Origin of the sequence: Bradyrhizobium sp. SZCCHNRI1009 (genome assembly GCF_032487575.1) — a bacterium.
Classification (GTDB): Bacteria; Pseudomonadota; Alphaproteobacteria; order Rhizobiales; family Xanthobacteraceae; genus Bradyrhizobium.
In genome coordinates this window covers 58,062-83,055 of record NZ_JAUEUL010000011.1, presented here as the reverse complement: position 1 = coordinate 83,055, position 24,994 = coordinate 58,062, and the positions used below count along the sequence as shown (strand labels likewise).

The window sequence follows — 24,994 nt, the reverse complement described above, 5'->3', positions numbered from 1 at the left end:
CCTGACCGCCTGAATTTGCGGAATATGCTGGGCTGCCGATCTTCAGGTTGTTCCCGCTCTCGTGCAGCCGAAGCTCTCCCGGTCGATCGCCAGCGGCACCAATCCATCAACTGAGCCTATTCGGGGGCGATGCGAAGGGTTGGCCCGAAACCAGTTTTGCAAATGCGCCAGAAGTGTCCGGAAATCAACGGACCCGAGTTCGGCGTGTCTGAACGGGTTGAGAGATTTCAACAGGTTAGCCCGAAATTCGAAAGGCTACCGTTACACTATCCCGCCGATGGTATTGAAATTCCAGCACCTTTTCGGGATTCTGCAAATCGCGTCGTTCGGCGGGGGCATATCGTCGGGGCGGAACCTCGGTGTCTATTCTTTATTCTTATGGGCGGCAGCCGTAGCAGGCGGTCGGCCGCGACCTTCGTTTGATCCTCGAACCGCATATAATGTCGAGACTCTGCCGGGAACTTGCAGATGTCGCTTGCGATCTCGTCCACCTCGTAGCCCCTGCTTGGTGCGGGCCGCGATATCGATGCTGCGCAGGTCGTGGATCGTCGGGAGGTCCACCTCCTCGGGGAACGATCGTTCCACTCGTACCTTTTGACCTGGCCGGCGATCAGTTCATCCGCTAGCGGCGGAACTGCCGACGTACCGATCTGCCTTCCGGCCAAGCGGCCCCACCGCACCGAGCGAATCGCGGCTACTGCGGCGGTCAGGCCGTGACACTTTTCCGGTTTTCCCGTCGATTTGATGCGGCGAAAATGTCACACTCGATTGAATCTGCGACATTTCTTTCGGCCTGTCACGCCGGAGGTCGCGGGTTCGAGCCCCGTCTCTCGCGCCATGTTTTCAATGGCTTAGCTTTCGATCTGATCCGTCCGCTGGCGCAAGCGGCACTCCCGCGCGATCTCTTCCCGCCTACGACCTGATGCTCCGCCGACTGCAAGTGCTCCGTCGCCAATTTTCCGACCGGGCATGAAAAAGGCCACCCGGCGGGTGGCCTGCGAATGCTGTCAGATGGCAGCGGACAGTGGCCTCAGCGGACCATCGAGTCGCTGGAACTCGTCATGGTCACCGGCTTGCCGGCCTTCACGACGTGCGATGCCGTCTGGCTGTAGTCGACGTTGGCGCGGGTCGCGATGCCGAAAGCGGTCACGGCGATGCCGGCGATCAGGGCAACGGCGACGATCTTCAGATGGGTCGATCGGTCTGCGGAATGCAGTGAGTGGTTCATGTCAGCCTCCCGGCGTCTCAGAGCGCCACTTTGTTGCCCGGACATGTACCCCTGCTTTGTTTCGATCCGGTTTCTTCGTTTCCTCAAAATGGTTTCATCGGTTGCAGCCGCCGCGGCGGCAATCGGGAGTATGCGGCCGGGGCTGACTGCGCGCGGCGGTGCCGGCATCGACGGCGGCCGCGGATGATCTTGATCCGGCGGCCCTTCGTGACCATCTCCCGCGGTAACGGAAGCCTATCGGGCGACGGTCCAGTCGCCTCGTTTGGATCGCCCGATCGAACGCTGATCCGCATCCGTCTCCGACCAGCCCAGCCTGCGCACAACGCCGTGCGTCCTCGCGATTGCTGATCGCCTCAGCATCCTGCGGTGGACCGTGCGGCACCGTAATGCTGCGGGTCTGCAATGCGGCTCCTGCACGCGTCATCCGCGGCGCCGTTGCTCGGTGTGTCCCGGTTTCCGCAATGTGGGGAGGGATGACGACAGCGAGACGGCTCGTCTTGCGCGGCTTGGTGCGCTGCGCTAAGGCTTCGACCAATTCCAATGCAACGAGTCTGCGGTTTGCACCGAAACCGCAGAGGAAAGTGGCGCCGATGACCGGCATCCTTCAGAACTATCTCCCCCTCGTCGTTTTCATAGGTGTCGCAGCCATCATCGGGGTGGTGCTGCTGATCGCGCCGTTCCTGGTCGCCTACCAGCAGCCCGATCCCGAGAAGCTCTCCGCCTACGAGTGCGGCTTCAATGCGTTCGACGACGCCCGTATGAAGTTCGACGTCCGCTTCTATCTGGTTGCCATCCTTTTCATCATCTTCGACCTCGAAGTCGCCTTCCTGTTCCCCTGGGCAGTCGCATTCGGCAAGCTCGGCGCGGCCGGCTTCTGGTCGATGCTGGTGTTCCTGGCCGTGCTGACGGTCGGGTTTGCCTACGAATGGAAGAAAGGCGCGCTTGAATGGGATTGAGCCCGACCACGTCCTCGACCGGGCCGGCGATCGCTCCGGCCCCGAAGGGCATTCTCGATCCCGCGACCGGCAGGCCGATCGGTGCCAACGACCCGTATTTCCTCGAGGTCAGGTCCGAGCTGTCGGACAAGGGATTCTTCGTTGCCACCGCTGACGATCTCATCACCTGGGCCCGCACCGGCTCCCTGATGTGGATGACGTTCGGCTTGGCCTGCTGCGCCGTCGAGATGATGCAGGTCTCGATGCCGCGCTACGACGTCGAGCGCTTCGGCTTCGCGCCGCGCGCCTCGCCGCGCCAGTCCGACGTGATGATCGTCGCCGGCACGCTGACCAACAAGATGGCGCCGGCGCTGCGCAAGGTCTACGACCAGATGCCGGAGCCGCGCTACGTCATCTCGATGGGGTCGTGCGCCAATGGCGGCGGCTACTATCACTATTCCTATTCGGTGGTCCGCGGCTGCGACCGCATCGTTCCCATTGACATCTATGTGCCCGGCTGTCCGCCGACCGCCGAAGCGCTGCTGTACGGTGTGCTGCTGCTGCAGAAGAAGATCCGGCGCACCGGCACCATCGAACGCTGAAGGTTTTTCGTTATGGACGACGGCAGGCTCGACGCCCTTGGGCAGACGATCGTAAGCGCGCTCCCGGGCGCCGCGATCGGCCATACGGTCGCTTTCAATCAGCTCACGGTGAATGTGGAGCCCGCCCGGATCGTCGAGGTCGTGACACATCTGCGCGACGATCCGGCTCTCCGCTTCGTCAACATCACCGACATCACGGCGGTCGACTATCCCGAGCGCGCCAAGCGTTTCGATGTCGTCTACCACTTCCTGTCACCGACGCTGAACGCGCGCATCCGGCTCAAGGCCGAAGCCGACGAGACCACGCAGGTGCCGTCGCTGATCGATGTCTTTCCGGGCGCCGATTGGTTCGAGCGCGAGGCCTACGACCTCTACGGCGTGATCTTTGTCGGCCACCCGGACATGCGCCGCCTGCTGACGGACTACGGCTTCGATGGCCATCCGCTGCGCAAGGACTTCCCGACGACGGGGTTCGTCGAGGTGCGCTACGACGACCAGGAGAAGCGGGTGATCTACGAGCCGGTCAGGCTCAACCAGGAATTCCGCAAGTTCGATTTCCTGTCGCCCTGGGAAGGCGCGGACTATCCGCTGCCGGGCGACGAGAAAGCGAATAAGTGAGTGGGAGCGCGAGCATGAACGAGCAGAGCCCGGCCCTCCGCAACTTCACGATCAATTTCGGCCCGCAGCATCCGGCGGCGCACGGTGTGCTGCGCCTGGTGCTGGAGCTGGACGGCGAGGTGGTCGAGCGCGTCGATCCGCATATCGGCCTGCTGCATCGCGGCACCGAGAAGCTGATCGAGACCAAGACCTACATGCAGGCGATGCCCTATTTCGATCGGCTCGACTACGTCGCGCCGATGAATCAGGAGCATGCGTTCTGCCTCGCGGCCGAGCGCCTGCTCGGAATCGAGGTGCCGCGCCGCGGCCAGCTGATCCGCGTGCTCTACTCCGAGATCGGACGGCTGCTGTCGCACCTGCTCAACGTCACCACCCAGGCGATGGACGTCGGCGCGCTGACCCCGCCGCTGTGGGGCTTCGAGGAGCGCGAGAAGCTGATGGTGTTCTATGAGCGCGCCTCCGGCTCGCGCATGCACGCCAACTACTTCCGCATCGGTGGCGTCCACCAGGACCTGCCGCCGAAGCTGATCGACGACATCGACGCATTCTGCGATCCGTTCCTGAAGGTGGTCGACGATCTCGACCGGCTCCTCACCGGAAACCGCATCTTCAAGCAGCGCAACGTCGACATCGGCGTCGTCACCCTGAAGCAGGCCTGGGAGTGGGGCTTCTCGGGCGTGATGGTGCGCGGCTCGGGTGCGGCCTGGGACCTGCGCAAGTCGCAGCCCTATGACGTCTACGCCGAGATGGAGTTCGACGTTCCGATCGGCAAGAACGGCGACTGCTACGACCGCTATCTGATCCGCATGGAAGAGATGCGCCAGTCGGTGCGTATCATGAAGCAGTGCATCCAGAAGCTGCGTGCACCGGACGGGCAGGGCCCGGTGATGATCACCGACAACAAGATCGCGCCGCCGCGCCGTGGCGAGATGAAGCGCTCGATGGAAGCGCTGATCCACCACTTCAAGCTCTATACCGAGGGCGTGCACGTCCCCGCCGGCGAGATCTATGCGGCGGTCGAGGCGCCGAAGGGCGAGTTCGGCGTCTACCTCGTCGCCGACGGCACCAACAAGCCGTACAAGTGCAAGATCCGCGCGCCGGGTTTCGCGCATCTGCAGGCGATGGACTTCATCTGTCGCGGCCATCTGCTCGCCGACGTCTCGGCCATCCTGGGCTCGCTCGACATCGTGTTCGGAGAGGTGGACCGCTGATGGGCCATGCGCCGATCCAGTTCGATCGTGCGTCCGGAGCGCTCGAAGGAGCGAACCTCTGGGAGCGCACGGCTGCATTGGCGCTGTCGACCGGCTCGAAGATCTCGTCGCATTTCTCGCATCGCGGCTACAACCGCTGCGCCAACCTGTTGCGCCTGGCGCTGCCCGAACGCGATATCGCGGTGAAGCTCAACCCGGACGCCGTGTTCGAGTTTCCCTATGGCGACGGCTACTGGAGCAAGCTGCTCAACCGCGACTATCACTACGAGGACGAGCTCGAGATCCTGTTTCTCGGCACTGTCGATGTCGACTACACCTTCATCGATGGCGGGGCCAATTACGGCTACTGGTCGGTGCTGGTCTCGAGCGCGCCCTACGGTGCGCACAAGGCGATCGCGATCGAGCCGTCCTCGGCCAACTTCGCCAAGCTCGCCAACAACGCCCGGATCAATGCCGGCCGCTTCGAGGTGATGAAGTGCGCGATCGGCGCCAGCCGCGGCACGGCCTATTTGACTGGCACCAAGCACGAGGCCTTCAGCATTGCGGGCGGCGCCGCCGACGGCGAGCGGGTGCCGGTGATGGCGCTCGACGATCTGATCGACGACGGCAAGGTCGCCGCGTCCGGCAAGTACCTCATCAAGCTCGACGTCGAGGGCGTCGAGATCGAGGCGATCAAGGGCGGCGCGCGGCTGCTGGCGACCGACAGCATGATCCTGTGCGAGGAGCACGGCCAGGACCGCAACCATACGGTGTCGCGCTACATCCTCGATCAGACGCCGATGCAGCTGATGGTCTACGACCCCGCGAGCGGCCGCTTCGAGATCGTGACGGAGCTGTCGATCCTCGACCGCATCAAGGCTTCCGCCCACGTCGGCTATAACGTGTTCGGAACTGCAAGTGCCTTCTGGCAGAATCGCGTCGCAGCGCTCAATGCAGACGCCGCGCGCCGCATGCAATGAAAGATTGAAGAGCCATGTCCGTCCGCCGTCTTGCCCCGAAGGAAGTTCAGCCCGCGAGCTTTGCGTTCACGGACGACAACCTTGCCTTCGCCAAAGCGCAGATCGCGAAATATCCGGAAGGCCGCCAGGCCTCGGCGGTGATTGCGATCTTATGGCGGGCCCAGGAGCAGCACGACGGCTGGGTGTCGGAGGCTGCGATCCGCGTCGTCGCCGACATGCTCGGGATGCCCTATATCCGCGTGCTCGAGGTCGCGACCTTCTACACCATGTTCCAGCTCCAGCCGGTCGGGAAGAAGGCGCATGTGCAGGTGTGCGGCACCACGCCGTGTCGGCTGCGCGGCGCCGAAGAGCTGATCGAGGTCTGCAAGCATCGTATCCATCACGATCCCTTCCACCTGTCGAAGGACGGCGACTTCAGCTGGGAAGAGGTCGAGTGCCTGGGCGCCTGCGTGAACGCGCCGATGGTTCAGATCTGGAAGGATACCTATGAGGACCTGACACCGGAGAGCTTCGGCAAGGTGCTCGACGGTTTCGCGACCGGCAATCTGCCGACGCCCGGCCCGCAGAACGGCCGCCAGTTCTCGGCGCCGGCAGGTGGGCCGACCACGCTGAAGGAGAAGACATGAGCCGCGATCGCACCCGCGTTGCGGCCCTGACGGAAGAGGGCGCCGCGATGAAGAACTGGCGCTACGTGGCGCTGCATACGCTTGCTGCCGCCGCTTTCATTTTCGTGCTGCAGCGGTTCGCGCTCAACGCGACGCTGGAGTCCAGTCTGCTGTGGGCCTTGGTGTTCGGCGGCTGTGCCGCCTTCATCGCCACCATGCAGTCGAACCGCTGATTTTCGAGGAAGCCGTCTGATGCTCGACGACAAGGACCGCATCTTCACCAACCTCTACGGCCTGCACGATTGGGGCCTCGAAGGCGCTCGCCGGCGTGGCAGCTGGGACGGCACCAAGGGCCTGATCGAGAAGGGCCGCGACTGGATCATCAACGAGATGAAGGCGTCGGGCCTGCGCGGCCGCGGCGGCGCCGGCTTCCCGACCGGCCTGAAATGGTCGTTCATGCCGAAGGAATCGACCGACGGCCGGCCGAGCTATCTCGTGGTCAACGCCGACGAGTCCGAGCCCGGTACCTGCAAGGATCGCGAGATCATGCGGCACGATCCGCATCATCTCGTCGAGGGCTGCCTGCTCGCCAGCTTCGCGATGAACGCGCATGCCTGCTACATCTATGTGCGCGGCGAGTTCATCCGCGAGCGCGAACGGCTGCAGGCGGCGATCGACCAGGCCTATGAGGCCAACCTGATCGGCAAGAACAACATCCACGGGTGGCCGTTCGATCTCTACGTCGCCCACGGCGCCGGCGCCTATATCTGCGGCGAAGAAACGGCGCTGCTCGAGAGCCTGGAGGGCAAGAAGGGCCAGCCGCGGCTGAAGCCGCCATTCCCGGCCAACGTCGGCCTCTACGGCTGCCCGACCACGGTGAACAATGTCGAGTCGATCGCGGTGGCGCCGACCATCCTGCGCCGCGGCGCCGCGTGGTTCGCCGGCATCGGCCGTCCGAACAATGTCGGCACAAAACTGTTCTGCATCTCCGGTCACGTCGAGCGGCCTTGCAACGTCGAAGAGGCGATGGGCATCCCGTTCCGCGAGCTGATCGAGAAGCATTGCGGCGGCATCCGTGGCGGCTGGGACAATCTGAAGGCGGTCATCCCCGGCGGCTCGTCCGTGCGCATGGTGCCGGCCGAGCAGATCATCGATACGCCGATGGATTTCGACAGCCTGTCGAAGCTGCGCTCCGGCCTCGGCACCGCGGCCGTGATCGTGATGGACAAGTCGACCGACCTGATTCGGGCGATCGCGCGTATCTCCTATTTCTACAAGCATGAGAGCTGTGGCCAGTGCACGCCGTGCCGCGAAGGCACCGGCTGGATGTGGCGCGTGCTGACGCGCATGGCCGAGGGCCGGGCGCACAAGCGCGAGATCGACATGCTGCTGGAGGTCACCAAGCAGATCGAGGGACACACGATCTGCGCGCTCGGTGACGCCGCGGCCTGGCCGATCCAGGGCCTGATCACGCATTTCCGTCACGAGATCGAGGCGCGCATCGATCAGTATTCGCACAAGGCCGATGTCGACGACGTCGGCGTGCGCGATCCCGCGCACATGGTGGCGGCGGAGTAGGCGATGGCGGTCCGGTCCGCCAGCAAGGTTTTCCCCCGCGCTCGCGCCCTCACGGTGCGCAGCGCGGCGGTCCGTGGTTTGAGAGAGATGTGAGGCTATGACCAAGATCATCATCGATGGCAAAGAGATCGATGTGCCGCCGGAGTACACGCTGTTGCAGGCGTGCGAGGCGGCGGGCGCCGAGATCCCGCGCTTCTGCTATCATGAGCGGCTGTCGATCGCCGGTAACTGCCGGATGTGCCTCGTCGAGGTGAAGGGCGGACCGAAGCCGGTCGCGAGCTGCGCCTGGGGCGTGCGCGACTGCCGGCCGGGCCCGAAGGGCGAGCCGCCGGAGATCTCGACGCGGTCGCCGATGGTCAAGAAGGCGCGCGAAGGCGTGATGGAATTCCTTCTGATCAACCATCCGCTGGACTGTCCGATCTGCGACCAGGGCGGCGAGTGCGACCTGCAGGACCAGGCGATGGGCTATGGTGTCGACACCAGCCGCTTCGCCGAGAACAAGCGCGCCGTCGAGGACAAATATCTCGGCGCATTGGTCAAGACCTCGATGAACCGCTGCATCCAGTGCACGCGCTGCGTCCGCTTCTCGGCGGAAGTCTGCGGCGTGCCGGAAATGGGCGCGATCGGCCGCGGCGAGGACATGGAGATCACGACCTATCTTGAGCAGGCGCTGAGCTCGGAGCTGCAGGGCAATCTGGTCGACATCTGCCCGGTGGGCGCGCTGACCTCCAAGCCCTATGCTTTCGCGGCGCGGCCCTGGGAGCTCGGCAAGACGCAGTCGATCGACGTCATGGACGGCGTGGGCTCAGCGATCCGGGTCGACACCCGCGGCCGCGAGGTGATGCGCATCCTGCCGCGCATCAATGACTCCGTGAACGAGGAGTGGATCTCCGACAAGACCCGTCACGTCGTCGACGGCCTGCGCACGCAGCGGCTCGATCGTCCCTACGTTCGCGAGGATGGCAAGCTGCGCGCCGCCTCCTGGCCTGAGGCATTCAAGGCGATTGCCGCCAAGCTGTCGCGCATCGACGGCAAGCGCATCGGCGCCATCGCCGGCGATCTCGCCGCGGTCGAAGAGATGTTCGCGCTCAAGGATCTGCTTGCCAAGCTCGGCTCGACCAACGTCGCCGTGCAGGGCGGTGACAGCTTCGATGCCAAGCTCGGCCGCGCATCCTATCTGTTCAATCCGACCATCGCCGGCATCGAGCAGGCCGACGCGATCCTGATCGTTGGCGCCAATCCGCGCAAGGAAGCGGCCGTGCTCAACGCCCGCATCCGCAAGCGCTGGCGGTCGGGTCAGCTCAAGGTCGGCGTGGTCGGCCCGAAGGCCGATCTCACCTATGCCTATGAGCACATTGGCGCGGGCACGGACTCCCTGAGCGACGTCGCCGCGGGCAAGCACTCGTTTGCGACCACGTTCCGCAACGCCAAGAATCCGATCGTGCTGGTCGGCGCCGGCGCGGTCGCGCGTCACGATGGCGCGGCGATCCTGTCGCTCGCGGCCAAGATCGCGATGGACGTCAACGCCGTGCGCGACGACTGGAACGGTTTTGCCGTGCTGCACGACACCGCGTCGCGGGTCGGCGCGCTCGACATCGGCTTCAACGGCACCGGCCTGACGGCTGCGCAGATGACGACCTTCGGCACCATGGACGTGATGTTCCTGCTGGGCGCCGACGAGGTCGAGGTGCCCGAGGGCGTGTTCACTGTCTACATCGGCACCCATGGCGACCGTGGCGCGCATCGCGCCGACGTCATCCTGCCGGGCGCCGCATACACCGAGAAGTCGGGTCTCTTCGTCAACACCGAGGGCCGGGTGCAGATGACGGGCCGGGCGTCATTCCCGCCGGGCGAGGCACGCGAGGACTGGGCGATCATCCGGGCGCTGTCCGACGTGCTCGGCAGGAAGCTCGGCTACGACTCGCTGGCCGGCTTGCGCGCTGCGATCATCAAGGCCGTGCCGCATCTCGGCCGGATCGACCAGATCGAGGCGGGCAAGATCGCCGACATCAAGACCCTGGCGGGCAAGGGCGGCAGCCTCGAGAAGGCGCCGTTCAAGCCTGTCATCGATGACTTCTATCTCACCAACCCGATCGCGCGTGCCTCGGCAGTCATGGCGGAATGCTCCCGCCTGGCCTCTGGGCAGATGCTGACGGCAGCGGAGTGAGCGTGACCTGATGGCTGATTTCTTTGCGAGCTCATTCTGGACCGGTTTCCTCTGGCCGCTGATCATCATGATCGCGCAGAGCGTGCTGCTGCTCGTCGTCCTCCTGGTCGCGATCGCCTACATCCTGCTGGCCGACCGCAAGATCTGGGCGGCGGTGCAGATCCGCAGGGGTCCGAACGTGGTCGGGCCCTGGGGCCTGTTCCAGTCGTTCGCCGACCTCTTGAAGTTCGTGCTCAAGGAGCCGATCATTCCGGCCGGCGCCAACAAGGGCGTGTTCCTGCTGGCGCCGCTGGTGTCCTGCGTGCTGGCGCTGGCGGCGTGGGCGGTGATCCCGACCAATCTCGGCTGGGCGATCGCCGACATCAATGTCGGCATCCTCTTCATCTTCGCGATCTCGTCGCTGTCGATCTACGGCATCATCATGGCCGGCTGGTCGTCGAACTCGAAGTATCCGTTCCTGGCGGCGCTGCGCTCGGCGGCGCAGATGGTGTCCTACGAGGTCTCGATCGGCTTCGTGATCATCACCGTGCTGCTCTGCGCCGGCACCCTGAATCTGTCGGCGGTGGTCGAGGCGCAGCACGCCCGCGGGCTTGCGAGCCTGATCGGCCTGCCGCAGCTGACGATCCTGAACTGGTACGTCTGGCCGCTGTTCCCGATGTTCGTGGTGTTCTACGTCTCGGCGCTCGCCGAGACCAACCGCCCGCCCTTCGACCTGGTCGAAGCTGAATCCGAGCTCGTCGCCGGCTTCATGGTCGAATACGGCTCGACGCCGTATCTCTTGTTCATGCTCGGCGAGTATGTCGCGATCACCACGATGTGCGCGCTGGCCACGATCCTGTTCTTGGGCGGTTGGCTGCCGCCGATCGATCTGCCGCCGTTCAACTGGGTGCCGGGCGTCATCTGGTTCTCGCTCAAGCTGTTCTTCATGTTCTTCCTGATCGCGATGGCGAAAGCGATCGTGCCGCGCTACCGCTACGACCAGTTGATGCGCCTTGGTTGGAAAGTGTTCCTGCCGCTGTCGCTGGCCATGGTGGTGATCGTCGCGGGCGTGCTGCAATTCGCCGGCATCGCGCCGAAATGAGGCTGTCATGAACATCTCCGCCACCGCACGGTCGCTGCTGCTGCAGGAGTTCGTCTCCGCGTTCTTCCTCGCGATGCGCTACTTCTTCCAGCCGAAGCCGACCCTGAACTATCCGTTCGAGAAGGGCCCGATCTCGCCGCGCTTTCGCGGTGAGCATGCGCTGCGCCGCTATCCCAATGGCGAGGAGCGCTGCATCGCCTGCAAGCTGTGCGAGGCCGTGTGCCCGGCGCAGGCGATCACGATCGAGGCCGGCCCGCGCCGCAACGACGGCACCCGTCGCACGGTGCGCTACGACATCGACATGGTGAAGTGCATCTATTGCGGCCTGTGTCAGGAAGCCTGTCCGGTGGACGCCATCGTCGAGGGGCCGAACTTCGAGTTCGCGACCGAGACCCGCGAGGAGCTTTACTATGACAAGGCCAAGCTGCTCGCGAACGGCGACCGCTGGGAGCGCGAGATCTCCAAAGCCATCGCGCTCGACGCGCCGTACCGCTGAGGCCGTCCGATGATCCTTTCTGCGCTCTTCTTCTACCTGTTCGCGGCGGTCTGCGTGGCCTCGGCCGTGATGGTCATCGTCTCGAAGAATCCCGTTCACTCGGTGCTCTATCTGATCCTCGCCTTCGTCAACGCCTCGGGCCTGTTCGTGCTGATGGGCGCCGAGTTCCTGGCGATGATCCTGGTCGTCGTCTATGTCGGCGCGGTCGCCGTGCTGTTCCTGTTCGTGATCATGATGCTCGATGTCGACTTCACCGAGCTGCGCGAGGGCTTCCTGCAGTACATGCCGATTGGTCTCGTGATCGGCGGCATCTTCCTGTTCGAGCTGCTGCTGACGGTGTCGTACTGGGTCATCAACCCGACGACGCCGAAGGCGATCACGGCGGCGATCCCGACCAACGTCACCAACACCGAGGCGCTCGGCCTGGTGCTCTATACGAAGTACATCCATTACTTCCAGCTGTCGGGCATGATCCTGCTGGTGGCGATGATCGGCGCGATCGTGCTGACCCTGCGCCACAAGGCCAGCGTGAAGCGCCAGGACATCAACGTCCAGAACGCGCGCACGCCGGAGATGGCGATGGCGGTGCGCAAGGTCGCGGTCGGGCAGGGGCTGCAGGACACGGATGCCGCGGAGTGGGTGAAATGACCATCGGACTGGGACACTACCTCGCCGTGGCGGCGATGCTGTTCACGCTCGGCATCCTCGGCATCTTCCTGAACCGCAAGAACATCATCGTCATCCTGATGTCGGTCGAGCTGATCCTGCTCGCGGTCAACATCAACCTGGTGGCGTTCTCGACCTTCCTCGGCGACATCGTCGGCCAGGTGTTCGCGCTGCTGGTCCTGACCGTTGCGGCGGCGGAAGCCGCGATCGGCCTTGCCGTGCTGGTGGTCTACTTCCGCAACCGCGGCTCGATTGCGGTTGAAGACGTCAATCTGATGAAGGGCTAAGGACGCATGATCCGCACAGATGGGGGCCGGCTTGCCGGCAAGGTCATGCGTAAGGGGATGGGCGAATGATCCAGGCCATTGTCTTTCTGCCGCTGCTCGGCGCGATCCTGGCCGGCCTGATCGCGCTGCTGGGGGCGCATGGACGCCATCCGAGCGGCGATGTGGTCGAGCATCATCACGACGACGGCCATCACCATGGCGCCGCCGACGCGCACGCACATGACGATCACGGTCATGGGCACGACGACCATCATGTCGCAGAGCCGCCCGCGGCCGGCACCTGGGCGGCGCAGGCGATCACCACCGCGCTGCTGTTCGTCTCGGCCGGGCTGTCCTGGGCGATGCTGATCAGCGTTGGCTTCATGCATCACGAGGCCGGGGTGAAGGAGCTCTTGCCCTGGATCAATTCCGGCGAGCTGCAGGTCTCCTGGGCGCTGCGCGTCGATACGCTGACGGCCGTCATGCTGGTCGTGGTCACCAGCGTGTCCTCGCTCGTGCATCTGTATTCGATCGGCTACATGGACGAGGATCCGAACCGTCCGCGCTTCTTCGCCTATCTGTCGCTGTTCACCTTCGCGATGCTGATGCTGGTGACCGCGAACAACCTCGTGCAGCTGTTCTTCGGCTGGGAGGGCGTCGGTCTCGCCAGCTACCTGCTGATCGGCTTCTGGTTCCAGAAGCCGTCGGCCAACGCGGCCGCGATCAAGGCCTTCGTCGTCAACCGCGTCGGCGACTTCGGCTTCGCGCTCGGCATCTTCGCGATCTTCCTGCTGACGAAGTCGACCGACTTCGAGACGATCTTCGCCGCCGCGCCGAGCTTGGCTGGCAAGGCGACGATCAACTTCCTCGGCTGGCACGCCGACGCGCTGACCTTGACCTGCCTGCTGCTGTTCATGGGTGCCATGGGCAAGTCGGCGCAGTTCCTGCTGCACACCTGGCTGCCGGACGCGATGGAAGGTCCGACCCCGGTCTCTGCGCTGATCCACGCCGCGACCATGGTCACCGCCGGCGTGTTCATGGTGGCGCGCCTGTCGCCGCTGTTCGAGCTCGCGCCGAACGCGCAGGCCGTCGTGATGTTCTTCGGCGCGACCACGGCGTTCTTCGCGGCGACCGTCGGCCTCGTGCAGAACGACATCAAGCGCATCGTCGCCTACTCGACCTGCTCGCAGCTCGGCTACATGTTCGTGGCGATGGGAGCAGGGGCCTACTCGGTCGGCATGTTCCATCTGTTCACGCATGCCTTCTTCAAGGCGCTGCTGTTCTTGGGCTCCGGCTCGGTGATCTACGCGATGCACCACGAGCAGGACATCCGCAACATGGGCGGCCTGTGGCGCAAGATCCCGTACACCTTCGCGGTGATGACGGTCGGTACGCTCGCGCTGACGGGCTTCCCCGGCTTCGCCGGCTTCTTCTCCAAGGATGCGATCATCGAGGCTGCATACGCCGCGCACAATCCGTTCGCGACCTACGCGTATTTCCTCACCATTGTCGCCGCCGGCCTGACCTCGTTCTATTCCTGGCGCCTGGTGTTCAAGACTTTCTTCGGCACGCCGCACGATCAGCATCATTATGATGCCGCGCATGAGAGCCCGATCTGGATGCTGATCCCGATCGGCGTGCTCGCGGCCGGCTCGATCCTGGCCGGGCTCCCGTTCAAGGGCGTGTTCACCGATCCTCATGGCGTCGAGCACTTCTTCGGCGAGTCGCTGAAGATGAACCCGCACATTCTCGAAGACATGGAGCACATGCCGGCCTGGCTCGCTCAGCTTCCCTTCGTCATGATGGTGCTGGGATTTGTGGTCTCCTACTTCTTCTACGTCAGACGTCCGGACATCCCGGAGGAGCTCGCCGCGCAGCAACCGTTGCTCTACAGGTTCCTGCTCAACAAGTGGTACTTCGACGAGCTGTATGACGTGATCTTCGTCCGTCCGGCGAAGTGGCTCGGCCGCTTCCTCTGGAAGAAGGGCGACGGCTTCGTCATCGACGGATTCGGTCCGGACGGTGTCTCGGCGCGGGTGCTCGACATCACGCGCAACGTCGTCAAGATCCAGACCGGGTACCTCTATCATTACGCCTTTGCCATGCTGATCGGCGTCGCCGGCCTGATCACCTGGTTCATGTTCATGGGGGGCCAGCAATGACCACCTGGCCAATTCTCTCCGTCGTCACCTTCCTGCCGATCGTCGGCGCGCTGCTGATCTATCTGGTCCGCGGCGACGACGAGGCGGCCCGGCGCAATGCGCGCTGGATCGCGCTGTGGACCACGCTGATCACCTTTGCGGTGTCGGTGATCCTGGTGCTGCGCTTCGATCCCGGACAGACCGACTTCCAGTTCGTGGAGAAGTCGAACTGGCTGGCGGCCGGCATCAGCTATCACATGGGTGTCGACGGCATCTCGCTGCCGTTCGTGATCCTGACCACCGCCTTGATGCCGTTCTGTATCGTGGCGAGCTGGAAGTCGGTCACCAACCGCCTGCGCGAATACATGATGGCGTTCCTGATCCTGGAAACGCTGATGGTCGGCACGTTCTCGGCCCTCGACCTCGTGCTGTTCTACCTGTTCTTCGAGGGCGGCCTGATCCCGATGTTCCTGATCATCGGCGTCTGGGGTGGTCCGCGTCGGGTCTATGCCTCGTTCAAGTTCTTCCTGTACACGCTGCTCGGCTCGGTGCTGATGCTGCTCGCCATCATGGCGCTGTACTGGAACGCAGGGACCACCGACATCCCGACGCTGATGCACACCGCGGTGCCGCGTAACCTGCAGACCTGGGCATGGCTGGCCTTCTTCGCATCCTTTGCGGTGAAGATGCCGATGTGGCCGGTTCATACCTGGCTGCCGGACGCGCATGTCGAGGCGCCGACGGCGGGCTCCGTGATCCTGGCCGCGATCCTCCTGAAGATGGGCGGCTACGGCTTCCTGCGCTTCTCGCTGCCGATGTTCCCGCTGGCCTCGCACGACTTCGCGCCGCTGGTGTGGACACTCTCGGCCATCGCGATCATCTACACCTCGCTGGTCGCGCTGATGCAGGAGGACATCAAGAAGCTCATTGCCTACTCGTCGGTGGCGCATATGGGCTTCGTGACGATGGGCATCTTCGCCGGCACCATGCAGGGCGTCGCGGGCGGCGTGTTCCAGATGATCTCGCACGGCATTGTCTCCGGCGCGCTGTTCCTCTGCGTCGGCGTCGTCTACGACCGGATGCACACCCGCGAGATCGCGGCCTATGGTGGCCTCGTCAACCGGATGCCGGTCTACGCGCTGGTGTTCATGGTGTTCACGATGGCCAATGTCGGCCTGCCCGGCACCTCCGGCTTCGTCGGCGAGTTCATGACCCTGCTCGGCACCTTCAAGGTGTCGATCCCGACCGCGTTCTTCGCGACCTTCGGTGTCATCCTGTCGGCAGCCTATGCGCTGTGGCTGTACCGCAAGGTGGTGTTCGGTGCGCTGACCAAGCCGTCGCTCGCCAGCATCAAGGACCTCACGCTGCGTGAAGGCGTGATCCTGTTTCCGCTGGTGGCGCTGACCATCCTGTTCGGTGTCTATCCGAAGCCGATCCTCGACATGTCGGCGGCGTCGGTGCAGCAGCTCGTCACCAACTACAATACCGCCGTGACGGCCGTGAAGGCCGCCGCGCTGCTCCAATGATGAGACCCTTGGGGTCGGGACAGAGACGATGATCGAGAATCTTGGGCCTCAGCTTTGGGTGGTGCTGCCGGAGCTGCTGTTGGCCGTGGGGGCCATGGCGCTGTTGATGCTGGGCGCGTTTCGCGGGCAGGGGACGACGGGGCTCGTCACCTGGCTGGCGGTTGCTCTGCTGATCGTGGTCGGCATCCTCGTCTTCAGGCAGCCGGGCGGCCAGGCCTTCGGCGGCAGCTTCATCGCTGACAGCTACGCGCGCTTCCTGAAGATCCTGGCGATCATCGGCTCGATCGCGACTTTGGTGATGTCGGCGGAATTCTTGTCCAAGCCGGACCGCCGCATCTTCGAATATGCAATCCTGGTGCTGCTCTCGACCTTGGGCATGCTTGTCCTGATCTCGGCCGGCGACCTGATCTCGCTGTATCTGGGTCTCGAGCTGATGTCGCTCGCGCTCTACGTCGTCGCGGCCAGCCATCGTGACAACGTCAAGTCGACCGAGGCCGGCCTGAAGTACTTCGTGCTCGGTGCGCTGTCGTCGGGCATGCTGCTCTATGGTGCCTCGCTGATCTACGGCTTCACCGGCACGGTGAGCTTTGCCGGGATCGCGGCTGCCACCAAGACCGGCAGCGTCGGCATCATTTTCGGCCTCGTCTTCCTGTTCGCCGGCATGTGCTTCAAGGTCTCGGCGGTGCCGTTCCACATGTGGACGCCGGACGTCTATGAGGGCGCGCCCACCCCGGTGACGGCGTTCTTCGCCTCTGCGCCCAAGGTCGCGGCGATCGCCGTGTTCGCGCGCGTCGCGCTGACGGCGTTCCCGGGCATCACCTTCCAATGGCAGCAGATCATCGTGTTCGTCTCGATCGCCTCGATGGCGCTCGGCTCGTTCGCCGCGATCGGACAGACCAACATCAAGCGCCTGATGGCCTATTCGTCGATCGGCCATATGGGCTTCGCGCTGGTCGGCCTCGCCGCAGGCACGGTCGAGGGCGCGCAGGGCGTGCTGACCTACATCGCGATCTATGTCGCGATGACGCTCGGCTCCTTCGCGGTGATCATGGCGATCAAGCGGAACGGCCAGTCGTTCGAGAAGATCAGCGATTTCTCGGGGCTGTCGCGCACCAATCCGCTGCTCGCCTTCTTCTTCGCGATGCTGCTGTTCTCGCTGGCCGGCGTTCCGCCGCTCGCGGGCTTCTTCGCGAAATGGTACGTGTTCGTCGCCGCCATCAAGGGCGGGCTGTTCACGCTGTCGGTGATCGGCGTGCTGACCAGCGTGGTCGGCGCCTACTATTATCTGCTGATCGTCAAGACGATGTATTTCGACGAGCCGCTGTCGACGCTGGATCCGGTCCGGATCGAGCTGCGCACGGTGCTCGCGATCTCCGGCATCTTCAACATCCTGTTCTTCGCCTATCCCGGCCCGCTGGTCAGCGCGGCTGCGGCCGCGGCGAAGTCGCTGTTCTAGATGGCGTTTGCTCTCGGGTCCCGTGCCGCTGCGGCAGGTTACGGGCTCGTCACGTTCGATCAGGCGGGGTCGACCAACGTCGAGGCGCTGAAGTCGGCCAGAGAGGGCGGCAAGGCGCGGTGCTGGTTCGTCACGTCGGAGCAGACGGCCGGGCGCGGCCGTCGCCAGCGTCCGTGGATCGCGCCGCGCGGCAATCTGGCCTCGAGCGTGCTCGAAGTGCTGAACGTGGCTCCCGCCGTGGCCGCCACCCTCGGCTTCGCCGCGGGCCTGGCCATCGAGGCCGCGTTGCGCCAGGTGAGCCTCGAGGCTGCGCTGCGGTCCGGAGGCGGCGTGGCCTTTGCGTTGAAATGGCCCAACGACGTGTTGGCCGACGGCCGCAAGATCGTCGGCATGCTGCTCGAAGCGGAGCAGGTGGCTGGCGGGCTCGCCGTGGTTGCCGGCATCGGAACCAACGTGGTGGCGGCGCCGCCGGATACCCCGACACCGGCGGTCTCGTTGGCGGACCTCGGCGTCCAGGTGACCGCCGAGGACCTGTTCTCGGCGCTGTCGGATGCCTGGGTCGAATATTTCGGCATCTGGAACGAGGGGCGGGGCTTCGGTGAGATCCGACGGCTCTGGCTGGAGCGGGCGGCAGGTCTCGGCCAGCCCGTCGCCATCAGGTCCGGACATGCTATCATCGAGGGGATTTTCGACACGATCGACGAACAGGGTTGTATGCTGGTGCGGACCGCGGAGGGACGATTGGAGCCGATCACGGCAGGCGATGTTCATTTCGGCTCGGTCGCCTCCCAAGGAGCGGTCTAGATGGCACGTCCCGACGAACTGACATTTGCGCCGCTCGGAGGTGTCGGCGAGATCGGCATGAACCTGTCGATCTACGGCCTCGGCAATCGCCATCAGCGCTCCTGGCTCGCGATCGATCTCGGCGTCTCCTTCGGCGACGAGGAGCACCTGCCGGGCATCGACCTGATCATGCCCGACGTCGCTTTCCTGGAGAAGGAGCGCAACAACCTGGTCGGTCTCGTGCTGACCCATGCGCATGAGGACCATTTCGGCGCGATCATCGACCTGTGGCCGCGGCTGAAATGCCCGATCTACGCGACCAAGTTCAGCGCCGCTTTGTTCGAGGCCAAGTGCGAGGCCGAGCGCCTGCCGGCCAAGATTCCGGTCAAGGTGATTCCTTCCGGCGGCCGCGTCGATATCGGTCCGTTCAACGTCGAGTTCATCCCCGTCGCGCATTCGATTCCGGAATCGCATGCGCTGGCGATCCATACCGAGGTCGGTACCGTCCTGCACACCGGCGACTGGAAGATCGATCCGACGCCGGTGCTGGGTGCGCCGACCGATGAGAAGCGGCTGCGCGAGCTCGGCGACGCCGGGCTGCTGGCGCTGATCGGCGACTCCACCAACGCGGTGCGCGAGGGACGCTCGCCGTCCGAGGCCGAAGTCGCCAAGACGATCGCGGCTTTGGTGAAGGAAGCGAAGGGCCGCGTCGCCGTCACCACCTTTGCCTCCAACGTCGCGCGCATCCGCGCTGTCGCCGAGGCAGCGCGTGAGGCGGAGCGCGAGGTCGTCATCGTCGGCCGCGCCATGGAGCGCGTGGTCCAAGTCGCGCGCGAAACGGGCTATCTCGACGGCGTGCAGAACTTCCGCGGCATGGATCTCTACGGCCACTTCCCCGCGGACAAGGTGCTGGCGCTGTGCACCGGCAGCCAGGGCGAGCCGCGCGCCGCGCTGGCGCGCATCGCCAATGACGACCATCCGTTGGTGACGCTGAACAAGGGCGACACCGTCATCTTCTCGTCGCGCACCATTCCCGGCAACGAGAAGGCGGTCGGTGCCGTCATCAACGGGCTGGTGCAGCAGGGCATCGAGATCATCACCGACCGCAACCATCTGGTTCATGTCTCCGGCCATCCGCGCCGCGACGAGCTGCGCGACATGATCGCGTGGACGCGGCCGCAGCTCCTGATCCCCGTGCATGGCGAAGCGTTGCATCTGCATGAGCATGCGAGGCTGGCGCGCGCCTGCGGCGTGCCGAAGGTGATCACCTGCCGCAACGGCGACCTGGTCAAGCTCGGCCCCGGTGATCCCGGGATCATCGACGAACTGCCGGCGGGACGGCTCTACAAGGACGGCAGCATCGTCGAGGACTCGAAATCGCGCGCCGTGGTCGAGCGCCGCAAGATGGCCTTTGCCGGCTGCATCTTCGTCGCGCTCGCCATCACCGAGAAGGGCGAGCTGGCCGACGATCCCGAAGTCGACATGGTCGGCATCCCCGAGAAGAATGCGGCAGGCGAGGCGATGGACGACATCGTGTTCGACGCGGTCGTCTCGACCTTCGAAGGACTGCCACGCGCGCGGCGTCGTGATCCCGATGCCGCGGCGGAATCCGTGCGGCGGGCGGTGCGCTCGACGGTGAACGAGCAGTGGGGCAAGAAGCCGATCTGCCTCGTCCATGTCTTGGAAGTCTGACGCGGGCCAACAGAACGGCCGTTCAAAAGAAAAAGTGGAGGATGTCATGCTGGGCCGGCTCAACCACGTCGCCATCGCGGTCAAGGACGCCGAAAAGGCTGCCAGGATTTATGGCGCGGCGTTCGGTGCCGAGATCTCCCCCGCGGTGCCGCTGCCGGAGCATGGCGTGATCACCGTGTTTGTGACCCTGCCCAACACCAAGATCGAGTTCATCCAGCCGCTGGGCGAGGCGTCACCGATCGCCAAATTTCTCGAGCGCAATGCGGATGGCGGCATCCATCACGTCTGCTACGAGGTGGCCGACATCATCGCCTCGCGCGACACGCTGATCAAGGAGGGCGCCCGCGTGCTCGGCGACGGCCAGCCGAAGATCGGCGCCCATGGCAAGCCGGTGCTTTTCCTGCATCCGAAGGATTTTTCCGGCGCGCTCGTCGAGATCGAGCAGGCCTGAGCAGCGGGGGCAATCATGGCCTACATCATCTCAACCTGGCTTGCGATCTACTTCGTGCTGTGGTGGGTCATGCTGTTCGTGACCCTGCCGTTCGGCGTGCGTAGCCAGCACGAGACGGGCGGCGGTTCGCCCGGCACCGATCCCGGCGCGCCGACCATCAGCCTGATGGGGCGCCGCTTGATCTGGACCACGCTGTTGTCGGCGGTCGTGTTCGGCCTGGCGCTCCTGGCCTATCAGGCCGGCTATCTCAGCATCGAGCGGCTGTCACGGCTGATGGGAATTCCGTTCTAGCCGCGCTCGCATCGCACAACGTCCTCTCGAAGCCGATGCGCGGACGCGCGTCGGCTTTTTTGCTATAGGAGGTCAAAACAAGACCGACAGGGAGGTTGCGCGTGATGACATCGGCCGAGGCCCGGAACGGGACGCCATCGGGCTATCGCATTCTGAACGAGATTGATCTTCGAAACCATCTCGCGGGGATTCCTTCGGTCGCAGGGCAACTCGGCGGATCGGCTGAGCGCTGGTCGATCACCGAGGTCGGCGATGGCAACCTCAACCTGGTCTTCATCGTCAAGGGATCGTCCGGCGGACTCGCAGTGAAGCAGGCGTTGCCTTACGTGCGGCTGGTCGGCGAGAGTTGGCCGCTGCCGCTGTCACGCGCCCACTATGAGCATCTGGCGCTGACGTATCAGAACCGCCTTGGCCCCGGCCTCGTGCCGGCCATCATTCACCATGATCCGGCGCTGGCGCTGACGGCGATGGAGCTGCTCGAGCCGCACATCATCATGCGCAGGGGACTGGTCGCGGGCACGATCTACCCGGCCTTCGTCGATCACATCACGACCTTCATGGCGCGGACGCTGTTCTTCTCGTCCGACCTCGCGCTGTCTGCCGCCGCGAAGAAGGATGCGATTGCGAGCTTTGCCGGCAATCATGCGCTGTGCAAGATCACCGAGGACCTGATCTTCACCGACCCCTATCGCATCGCCGAGCAGAATCGCTGGACGTCACCGTGGCTCGACGCCACGGCCGCCGAGATCCGTGCCGATCTCGATCTGCACGTCGCGATCTCCCGGCTCAAGCTGAAATTCCTGTCATGCGCCGAGGCGCTGATCCATGGCGATCTGCACACGGGATCGATCATGGTGACGAATACCGAGACCCGGGTGATCGATCCGGAATTCGCCTTCTACGGCCCGATGGGTTTTGACGTCGGTGCCGTGCTGGCCAATTTGCTGATGGCGTATTTCGCCTCCGAAGGACATGAGCAGGAGCGCGGTAGTAGGGACGGCTTCGAAAGCTGGGTGCTTGCGACTGTCGATGAAGTCTGGACCGGGTTTGCCGACAAGTTCCTGGCGCTGTGGCGGAGTGAGGCGACCGGTGATGCCTATCCGCCGTCGCTGTTTCCGGGCGAGGCGGGAGCGACACGGCTGGAGACGGAGCGTCAGGCATACATGGCCGGATTGTTCCAGGATGCCGTCGGCTTCACGGCGGCGAAGATCATCCGCCGCATCCTGGGTCTCGCGCACAACATCGACTTCGAGCTGATCGAGGATGCCAAGCAGCGCGCGGTGTGTGAGGCGAGGGCGCTGTGGCTCGCGCGGACGCTGATGCTTGAGACGGCATCGTTTACGTCGATCGACACGGTAACGAAGGCCGCGCGCGAGCTGCGTCATTGGCAGCCGGGGTTCTAGACCTCGACAGAGGCTCCCGTCACCGCGAGGAGCGAAGCGACGAAGCAATCCGGAGGCGCGCGTGACGCCCTGGATTGCTTCCGCCTACGCCGTCGGCGGACATGTCACTTCGCTCGCAATGATGGAAGCAGGTGCGTAGGGTTGGCAAAGGCGCGCCGCGATGCATCAGCTCGGCCTCGTTCTTTCCCGCGCCGTGCCCACCATTTTCGCACCAAGCTTGCTGATGGACGGTGGGCACGCTGCCGCCCTGCGGGCGGCGGCTTTGCCCACCCTACGGCATCCCAGTTAGTCCGCCGCCTTGGCGCGCAGCCGTTGTGCGTAGACGTTGATCACCAGTGCCGCCAGCAGGATCAGGCCGCGGATCAGGATTTTCAGGAAGCTGTCGATGTTGACGTGGTCGAGGCCGTTGTTGAGGACGCCGAGCACGAACAGGCCGACGATGGTGTTGCCGATGCCGCCGCGGCCGCCGAACAGGCTGGTGCCGCCGACCACGACGGCAGCGATCGAGTCCAGCAGGTAGGTGTCGAATTCGTTCTGCTGCGCGCTGCCGAAATGTGCCACGCCGAGCATGCCGCCGATTCCCGAGCACACGGCCGAGATCACCATCACGCTGCCGAGGATCAGCTTGACGTTCAGGCCGGAATATTCCGCCGCCTCGCGGTTGCCGCCGACCATGTAGACGTAGCGGCCGAACCGCGTGTAGGTCAGCACGAGGTGCCCGAGCAGCAGCATCAGCGCCGCCACGATCACGATCCAGGGCACGCCCGCGATCGAGCCTGAACCGAGCGTCGTGATGATGGGCGGGACCTTGTAGGCGATCTGGCCGCGCACCAGCATCGCCGAGATGCCTGCGGCGATCTGCATCATCGCGAGCGTCATGATGAACGAGGGAATGCCGATCACGGTCAGGCCGAAGGCGTTGACCACGCCGAGCAGCGCGCACAGCGCGAGCGCGAGCAGGATGGCGGCAAAGCCGGGCATCGGCAGGTTGGCGATGTTGACGTAGGACTCCTGCAGGGTGAAGTAGGCCACGGCGATGCCGGTGACGTTGGCGATGGCGGCGATCGACAGGTCGATCTCCGCGCACAGGATGACGAAGGTGAGGCCCACCGCAATGATGCCGGTGACCGATACCTGGGTCAGGATGTTGCCGACATTGTCGAGCGTTGCGAAAGATGGGCTTGCGATCGCGAAGAACGCGGTGAGGAAGATCAGCGTCAGGAACGGCGCGATGTTGCGCATCTGTGAGCGCAGCAGCGCTGCGACCCCGCCGGCGCGCCGCGGCTGCGCCTCCGGCATCGGAACGGTCTCGCCATGCGCCATGACAATCTCCCTACGCCGCCTCGAGCAGACGGTCTTTGCTGATGGTCTCGCCGGCGAATTCGCGCACGACCTCGCCGCGCTTGAGCACGATGACGCGATCGGCCAGCGACAGCACGGTCTCCGGCTCGGTCGAGAGCACGATCACGGCGATGCCCTGGTCGCGCAGCTGCCGCACGATCTGGATGACGTCGCTCTTGGCGCCGACATCCATGCCTCGCGTCGGTTCGCACAACACCAGGAGCCGCGGCGGATGGCTGAGCCATTTGGCGAGCGCCACCTTCTGCTGGTTGCCGCCGGAGAGCAGGCCGAGGTCGATCTCGACATCGGCAGGCCGGATCTGCAACTGCTCGACCTGGCGCTTCGCGAGCGCGCGCTCGTGTGCGGGCTTCAGCAGCACCGCGTTGATTCGGTCGAGGATGCTGATCGAGACGTTCTTGTAGACGGGCTCCTGCAGGAACAGCATGTCGCGGCGGCTCTCCGGCACGAAGGCGATGCCGGCGCGGCGCGCATCCGCCGTGCTCTTGAAGCGGTTACGCTGGCCGGCGATTCGTAACTCGCCGGCGTCAGGTGCAAGCTTGCCGAACAGGATTCGCGCCAGCTCGAGCTGACCGCAGCCCATGAAGCCGTAGATGCCGAGCACCTCGCCGGCACGCACGGCGAACGAGACGCGCTTCAGATTGCGCGCCAGCGACAGGCCGTCGGCTTCGACGACCACGGGCTTGCCGGCCGTCGGCGCGGGCAGGGTGATGTCGTGGGTGTAGCTGTCCTCCAGCGCATCGCGTCCCTTGCCGATCATGGCCTCGATCAGCGCGGCCTTGCTGGTGTCGGCAGCACGCGTCTCCATGATCTTGCGGCCGTTGCGGAACACCGTGACCTCGTCGGAGATCAGCAGGATGTCCTCGATAAAGTGCGAGATGAAGATGATCCCCGTGCCTTGCTCGCGTAGCTTGCGCAGCGCCGCGAACAGCCGCTCGACCTCGGGCGGCGACAGCGCCGAGGTCGGCTCGTCCAGGATGATGATGCGGGCGCCGGAGAACAGCACGCGCGCGATCTCGATCAGCTGCTGCACGCCGATCGGGAGATCGCCGAGCCGGCTCATCGGATCGGCGTCGATGCCAAGGCGCTTGAGCTGCTCGGCGGCCTCGCGCGCCATCCGGCGCCACTGCACGATGCCCAGCGCATTGGTCGGCTGGTTGCCGAGAAACACGTTCTCGGCCACCGTGAGATCCGGGGCGACGCTCAGCTCCTGATGGACCATGGCGATGCCGGCTGCACGGGCATCCCGGGCAGAGTTGAAGTGAACCTCGCGGCCGTCGAGCAGGAAGCGGCCGGAGAATCCGGTATGCACGCCGGCGATGATCTTCATCAGCGTGCTCTTGCCGGCGCCGTTCTCCCCGACGAGACCATGGATCTCGCCGGGGCGAAGCGTGAAGTCGACGCCGCGCAACGCGGTGACGCCGCCGAACGACTTGGTGATGTCCTGCAGTTCCAGAAGCGGCGGGCGGCTGTTCGACAT

The 24,994-nt window shown here is 64.7% G+C and carries 24 protein-coding genes; 21 read left to right on the top strand and 3 right to left on the bottom strand.

What is annotated here, in order from left to right; genetic code table 11:
* Positions 1 to 1,030: 1,030 nt before the first annotated feature.
* Positions 1,031 to 1,228 carry a hypothetical protein gene (locus QX010_RS19910; RefSeq protein ID WP_315799693.1) on the bottom strand — a complete coding sequence of 66 codons (198 nt, stop codon included), beginning with the start codon at positions 1,226 to 1,228 and terminating at the stop codon, positions 1,031 to 1,033.
* 590 nt (positions 1,229 to 1,818) lie between these two features.
* Here QX010_RS19910 and QX010_RS19905 point away from each other — a divergent pair.
* From QX010_RS19905 to mtnK, 21 genes are all read left to right on the top strand, one after another.
* Positions 1,819 to 2,184, top strand: coding sequence for an NADH-quinone oxidoreductase subunit A (locus tag QX010_RS19905; protein ID WP_008964559.1), 366 nt, complete (start codon positions 1,819 to 1,821; stop codon positions 2,182 to 2,184).
* Positions 2,181 to 2,765 carry an NADH-quinone oxidoreductase subunit B family protein gene (locus QX010_RS19900; RefSeq protein ID WP_315800415.1) on the top strand — a complete coding sequence of 195 codons (585 nt, stop codon included), beginning with the start codon at positions 2,181 to 2,183 and terminating at the stop codon, positions 2,763 to 2,765. Before QX010_RS19905 ends, QX010_RS19900 begins: the two co-directional genes overlap by 4 nt.
* A gap of 12 nt (positions 2,766 to 2,777) precedes the next feature.
* A complete protein-coding gene (locus tag QX010_RS19895; RefSeq protein WP_315799694.1) occupies positions 2,778 to 3,383 on the top strand; it encodes an NADH-quinone oxidoreductase subunit C in 606 nt (201 codons plus the stop codon).
* A 14-nt stretch (positions 3,384 to 3,397) separates the two neighbouring features.
* The gene (locus QX010_RS19890; RefSeq protein ID WP_315711546.1) at positions 3,398 to 4,594 is read left to right on the top strand and encodes an NADH-quinone oxidoreductase subunit D; all 1,197 of its coding nucleotides are present in this window, start codon (positions 3,398 to 3,400) and stop codon (positions 4,592 to 4,594) included.
* A complete protein-coding gene (locus QX010_RS19885; protein WP_315799695.1) occupies positions 4,594 to 5,553 on the top strand; it encodes an FkbM family methyltransferase in 960 nt (319 codons plus the stop codon). Before QX010_RS19890 ends, QX010_RS19885 begins: the two co-directional genes overlap by 1 nt.
* A gap of 14 nt (positions 5,554 to 5,567) precedes the next feature.
* Positions 5,568 to 6,179, top strand: a complete 612-nt coding sequence (nuoE, locus tag QX010_RS19880; protein ID WP_316181350.1) for an NADH-quinone oxidoreductase subunit NuoE — start codon at positions 5,568 to 5,570, stop codon at positions 6,177 to 6,179.
* Positions 6,176 to 6,391, top strand: a complete 216-nt coding sequence (locus QX010_RS19875; RefSeq protein ID WP_315799697.1) for a hypothetical protein — start codon at positions 6,176 to 6,178, stop codon at positions 6,389 to 6,391. Before nuoE ends, QX010_RS19875 begins: the two co-directional genes overlap by 4 nt.
* A 19-nt stretch (positions 6,392 to 6,410) precedes the next feature.
* Positions 6,411 to 7,736, top strand: a complete 1,326-nt coding sequence (gene nuoF, locus QX010_RS19870) for an NADH-quinone oxidoreductase subunit NuoF (protein ID WP_316181348.1) — start codon at positions 6,411 to 6,413, stop codon at positions 7,734 to 7,736.
* 97 nt (positions 7,737 to 7,833) lie between these two features.
* The gene (gene nuoG / locus QX010_RS19865) at positions 7,834 to 9,903 is read left to right on the top strand and encodes an NADH-quinone oxidoreductase subunit NuoG (protein WP_316181346.1); all 2,070 of its coding nucleotides are present in this window, start codon (positions 7,834 to 7,836) and stop codon (positions 9,901 to 9,903) included.
* Between the two features lie 10 nt (positions 9,904 to 9,913).
* Positions 9,914 to 10,984: an NADH-quinone oxidoreductase subunit NuoH gene (nuoH, locus tag QX010_RS19860; protein ID WP_315799700.1), complete on the top strand. Its 1,071-nt coding sequence runs from the start codon at positions 9,914 to 9,916 to the stop codon at positions 10,982 to 10,984.
* 7 nt (positions 10,985 to 10,991) lie between these two features.
* On the top strand, positions 10,992 to 11,480 hold the full coding sequence (nuoI, locus tag QX010_RS19855) for an NADH-quinone oxidoreductase subunit NuoI (protein ID WP_006611003.1): 489 nt from the start codon (positions 10,992 to 10,994) through the stop codon (positions 11,478 to 11,480).
* Positions 11,481 to 11,489: 9 nt separating this feature from the next.
* On the top strand, positions 11,490 to 12,128 hold the full coding sequence (locus QX010_RS19850; protein WP_316181344.1) for an NADH-quinone oxidoreductase subunit J: 639 nt from the start codon (positions 11,490 to 11,492) through the stop codon (positions 12,126 to 12,128).
* Positions 12,125 to 12,433: an NADH-quinone oxidoreductase subunit NuoK gene (gene nuoK / locus QX010_RS19845; RefSeq protein WP_006611001.1), complete on the top strand. Its 309-nt coding sequence runs from the start codon at positions 12,125 to 12,127 to the stop codon at positions 12,431 to 12,433. Before QX010_RS19850 ends, nuoK begins: the two co-directional genes overlap by 4 nt.
* Positions 12,434 to 12,498: 65 nt before the next feature.
* Positions 12,499 to 14,574: an NADH-quinone oxidoreductase subunit L gene (gene nuoL / locus QX010_RS19840; protein WP_315799701.1), complete on the top strand. Its 2,076-nt coding sequence runs from the start codon at positions 12,499 to 12,501 to the stop codon at positions 14,572 to 14,574.
* Positions 14,571 to 16,079: an NADH-quinone oxidoreductase subunit M gene (locus QX010_RS19835; protein WP_316181342.1), complete on the top strand. Its 1,509-nt coding sequence runs from the start codon at positions 14,571 to 14,573 to the stop codon at positions 16,077 to 16,079. The genes nuoL and QX010_RS19835 overlap by 4 nt, the downstream gene beginning before the upstream one ends.
* 28 nt (positions 16,080 to 16,107) lie before the next feature.
* Positions 16,108 to 17,535 (top strand): NADH-quinone oxidoreductase subunit NuoN, encoded by a 1,428-nt coding sequence (nuoN, locus tag QX010_RS19830; RefSeq protein ID WP_315799703.1) that lies wholly within the window; start codon positions 16,108 to 16,110, stop codon positions 17,533 to 17,535.
* The gene (locus tag QX010_RS19825) at positions 17,536 to 18,339 is read left to right on the top strand and encodes a biotin--[acetyl-CoA-carboxylase] ligase (protein WP_316181341.1); all 804 of its coding nucleotides are present in this window, start codon (positions 17,536 to 17,538) and stop codon (positions 18,337 to 18,339) included.
* On the top strand, positions 18,340 to 20,010 hold the full coding sequence (locus tag QX010_RS19820) for a ribonuclease J (RefSeq protein ID WP_315799705.1): 1,671 nt from the start codon (positions 18,340 to 18,342) through the stop codon (positions 20,008 to 20,010).
* A gap of 46 nt (positions 20,011 to 20,056) precedes the next feature.
* Positions 20,057 to 20,461 carry a methylmalonyl-CoA epimerase gene (gene mce / locus QX010_RS19815; protein WP_316181340.1) on the top strand — a complete coding sequence of 135 codons (405 nt, stop codon included), beginning with the start codon at positions 20,057 to 20,059 and terminating at the stop codon, positions 20,459 to 20,461.
* Positions 20,462 to 20,476: 15 nt separating this feature from the next.
* Positions 20,477 to 20,752, top strand: a complete 276-nt coding sequence (locus tag QX010_RS19810) for a DUF1467 family protein (RefSeq protein ID WP_315799707.1) — start codon at positions 20,477 to 20,479, stop codon at positions 20,750 to 20,752.
* A 101-nt stretch (positions 20,753 to 20,853) separates the two neighbouring features.
* Entirely contained in the window at positions 20,854 to 22,155 is a 1,302-nt protein-coding gene (gene mtnK / locus QX010_RS19805; RefSeq protein ID WP_410051964.1) for an S-methyl-5-thioribose kinase, read from the top strand.
* Between the two features lie 285 nt (positions 22,156 to 22,440).
* Here the strand turns inward: mtnK and QX010_RS19800 are convergent, their stop codons facing one another.
* Both QX010_RS19800 and QX010_RS19795 read right to left on the bottom strand, forming a co-directional pair.
* A complete protein-coding gene (locus QX010_RS19800) occupies positions 22,441 to 23,478 on the bottom strand; it encodes an ABC transporter permease (protein WP_315799708.1) in 1,038 nt (345 codons plus the stop codon).
* A 10-nt stretch (positions 23,479 to 23,488) separates the two neighbouring features.
* Complete coding sequence (locus QX010_RS19795; protein ID WP_316181338.1) at positions 23,489 to 24,994, bottom strand: sugar ABC transporter ATP-binding protein; 1,506 nt, start codon at positions 24,992 to 24,994, stop codon at positions 23,489 to 23,491.

Excerpts from the sequence above, each read along its gene's own strand:
- QX010_RS19910 (WP_315799693.1), bottom strand. The coding sequence starts at position 1,228 with ATGAACCACTCACTGCATTCCGCAGACCGATCGACCCATCTGAAGATC.
- QX010_RS19905 (WP_008964559.1), top strand. The coding sequence starts at position 1,819 with ATGACCGGCATCCTTCAGAACTATCTCCCCCTCGTCGTTTTCATAGGT.
- QX010_RS19895 (WP_315799694.1), top strand. The coding sequence starts at position 2,778 with ATGGACGACGGCAGGCTCGACGCCCTTGGGCAGACGATCGTAAGCGCG.
- QX010_RS19890 (WP_315711546.1), top strand. The coding sequence starts at position 3,398 with ATGAACGAGCAGAGCCCGGCCCTCCGCAACTTCACGATCAATTTCGGC.
- QX010_RS19885 (WP_315799695.1), top strand. The coding sequence starts at position 4,594 with ATGGGCCATGCGCCGATCCAGTTCGATCGTGCGTCCGGAGCGCTCGAA.
- nuoE (WP_316181350.1), top strand. The coding sequence starts at position 5,568 with ATGTCCGTCCGCCGTCTTGCCCCGAAGGAAGTTCAGCCCGCGAGCTTT.
- QX010_RS19875 (WP_315799697.1), top strand. The coding sequence starts at position 6,176 with ATGAGCCGCGATCGCACCCGCGTTGCGGCCCTGACGGAAGAGGGCGCC.
- nuoF (WP_316181348.1), top strand. The coding sequence starts at position 6,411 with ATGCTCGACGACAAGGACCGCATCTTCACCAACCTCTACGGCCTGCAC.
- nuoG (WP_316181346.1), top strand. The coding sequence starts at position 7,834 with ATGACCAAGATCATCATCGATGGCAAAGAGATCGATGTGCCGCCGGAG.
- nuoH (WP_315799700.1), top strand. The coding sequence starts at position 9,914 with ATGGCTGATTTCTTTGCGAGCTCATTCTGGACCGGTTTCCTCTGGCCG.
- nuoI (WP_006611003.1), top strand. The coding sequence starts at position 10,992 with ATGAACATCTCCGCCACCGCACGGTCGCTGCTGCTGCAGGAGTTCGTC.
- QX010_RS19850 (WP_316181344.1), top strand. The coding sequence starts at position 11,490 with ATGATCCTTTCTGCGCTCTTCTTCTACCTGTTCGCGGCGGTCTGCGTG.
- nuoK (WP_006611001.1), top strand. The coding sequence starts at position 12,125 with ATGACCATCGGACTGGGACACTACCTCGCCGTGGCGGCGATGCTGTTC.
- nuoL (WP_315799701.1), top strand. The coding sequence starts at position 12,499 with ATGATCCAGGCCATTGTCTTTCTGCCGCTGCTCGGCGCGATCCTGGCC.
- QX010_RS19835 (WP_316181342.1), top strand. The coding sequence starts at position 14,571 with ATGACCACCTGGCCAATTCTCTCCGTCGTCACCTTCCTGCCGATCGTC.
- nuoN (WP_315799703.1), top strand. The coding sequence starts at position 16,108 with ATGATCGAGAATCTTGGGCCTCAGCTTTGGGTGGTGCTGCCGGAGCTG.
- QX010_RS19825 (WP_316181341.1), top strand. The coding sequence starts at position 17,536 with ATGGCGTTTGCTCTCGGGTCCCGTGCCGCTGCGGCAGGTTACGGGCTC.
- QX010_RS19820 (WP_315799705.1), top strand. The coding sequence starts at position 18,340 with ATGGCACGTCCCGACGAACTGACATTTGCGCCGCTCGGAGGTGTCGGC.
- mce (WP_316181340.1), top strand. The coding sequence starts at position 20,057 with ATGCTGGGCCGGCTCAACCACGTCGCCATCGCGGTCAAGGACGCCGAA.
- QX010_RS19810 (WP_315799707.1), top strand. The coding sequence starts at position 20,477 with ATGGCCTACATCATCTCAACCTGGCTTGCGATCTACTTCGTGCTGTGG.
- QX010_RS19800 (WP_315799708.1), bottom strand. The coding sequence starts at position 23,478 with ATGGCGCATGGCGAGACCGTTCCGATGCCGGAGGCGCAGCCGCGGCGC.
- QX010_RS19795 (WP_316181338.1), bottom strand. The coding sequence starts at position 24,994 with ATGTCGAACAGCCGCCCGCCGCTTCTGGAACTGCAGGACATCACCAAG.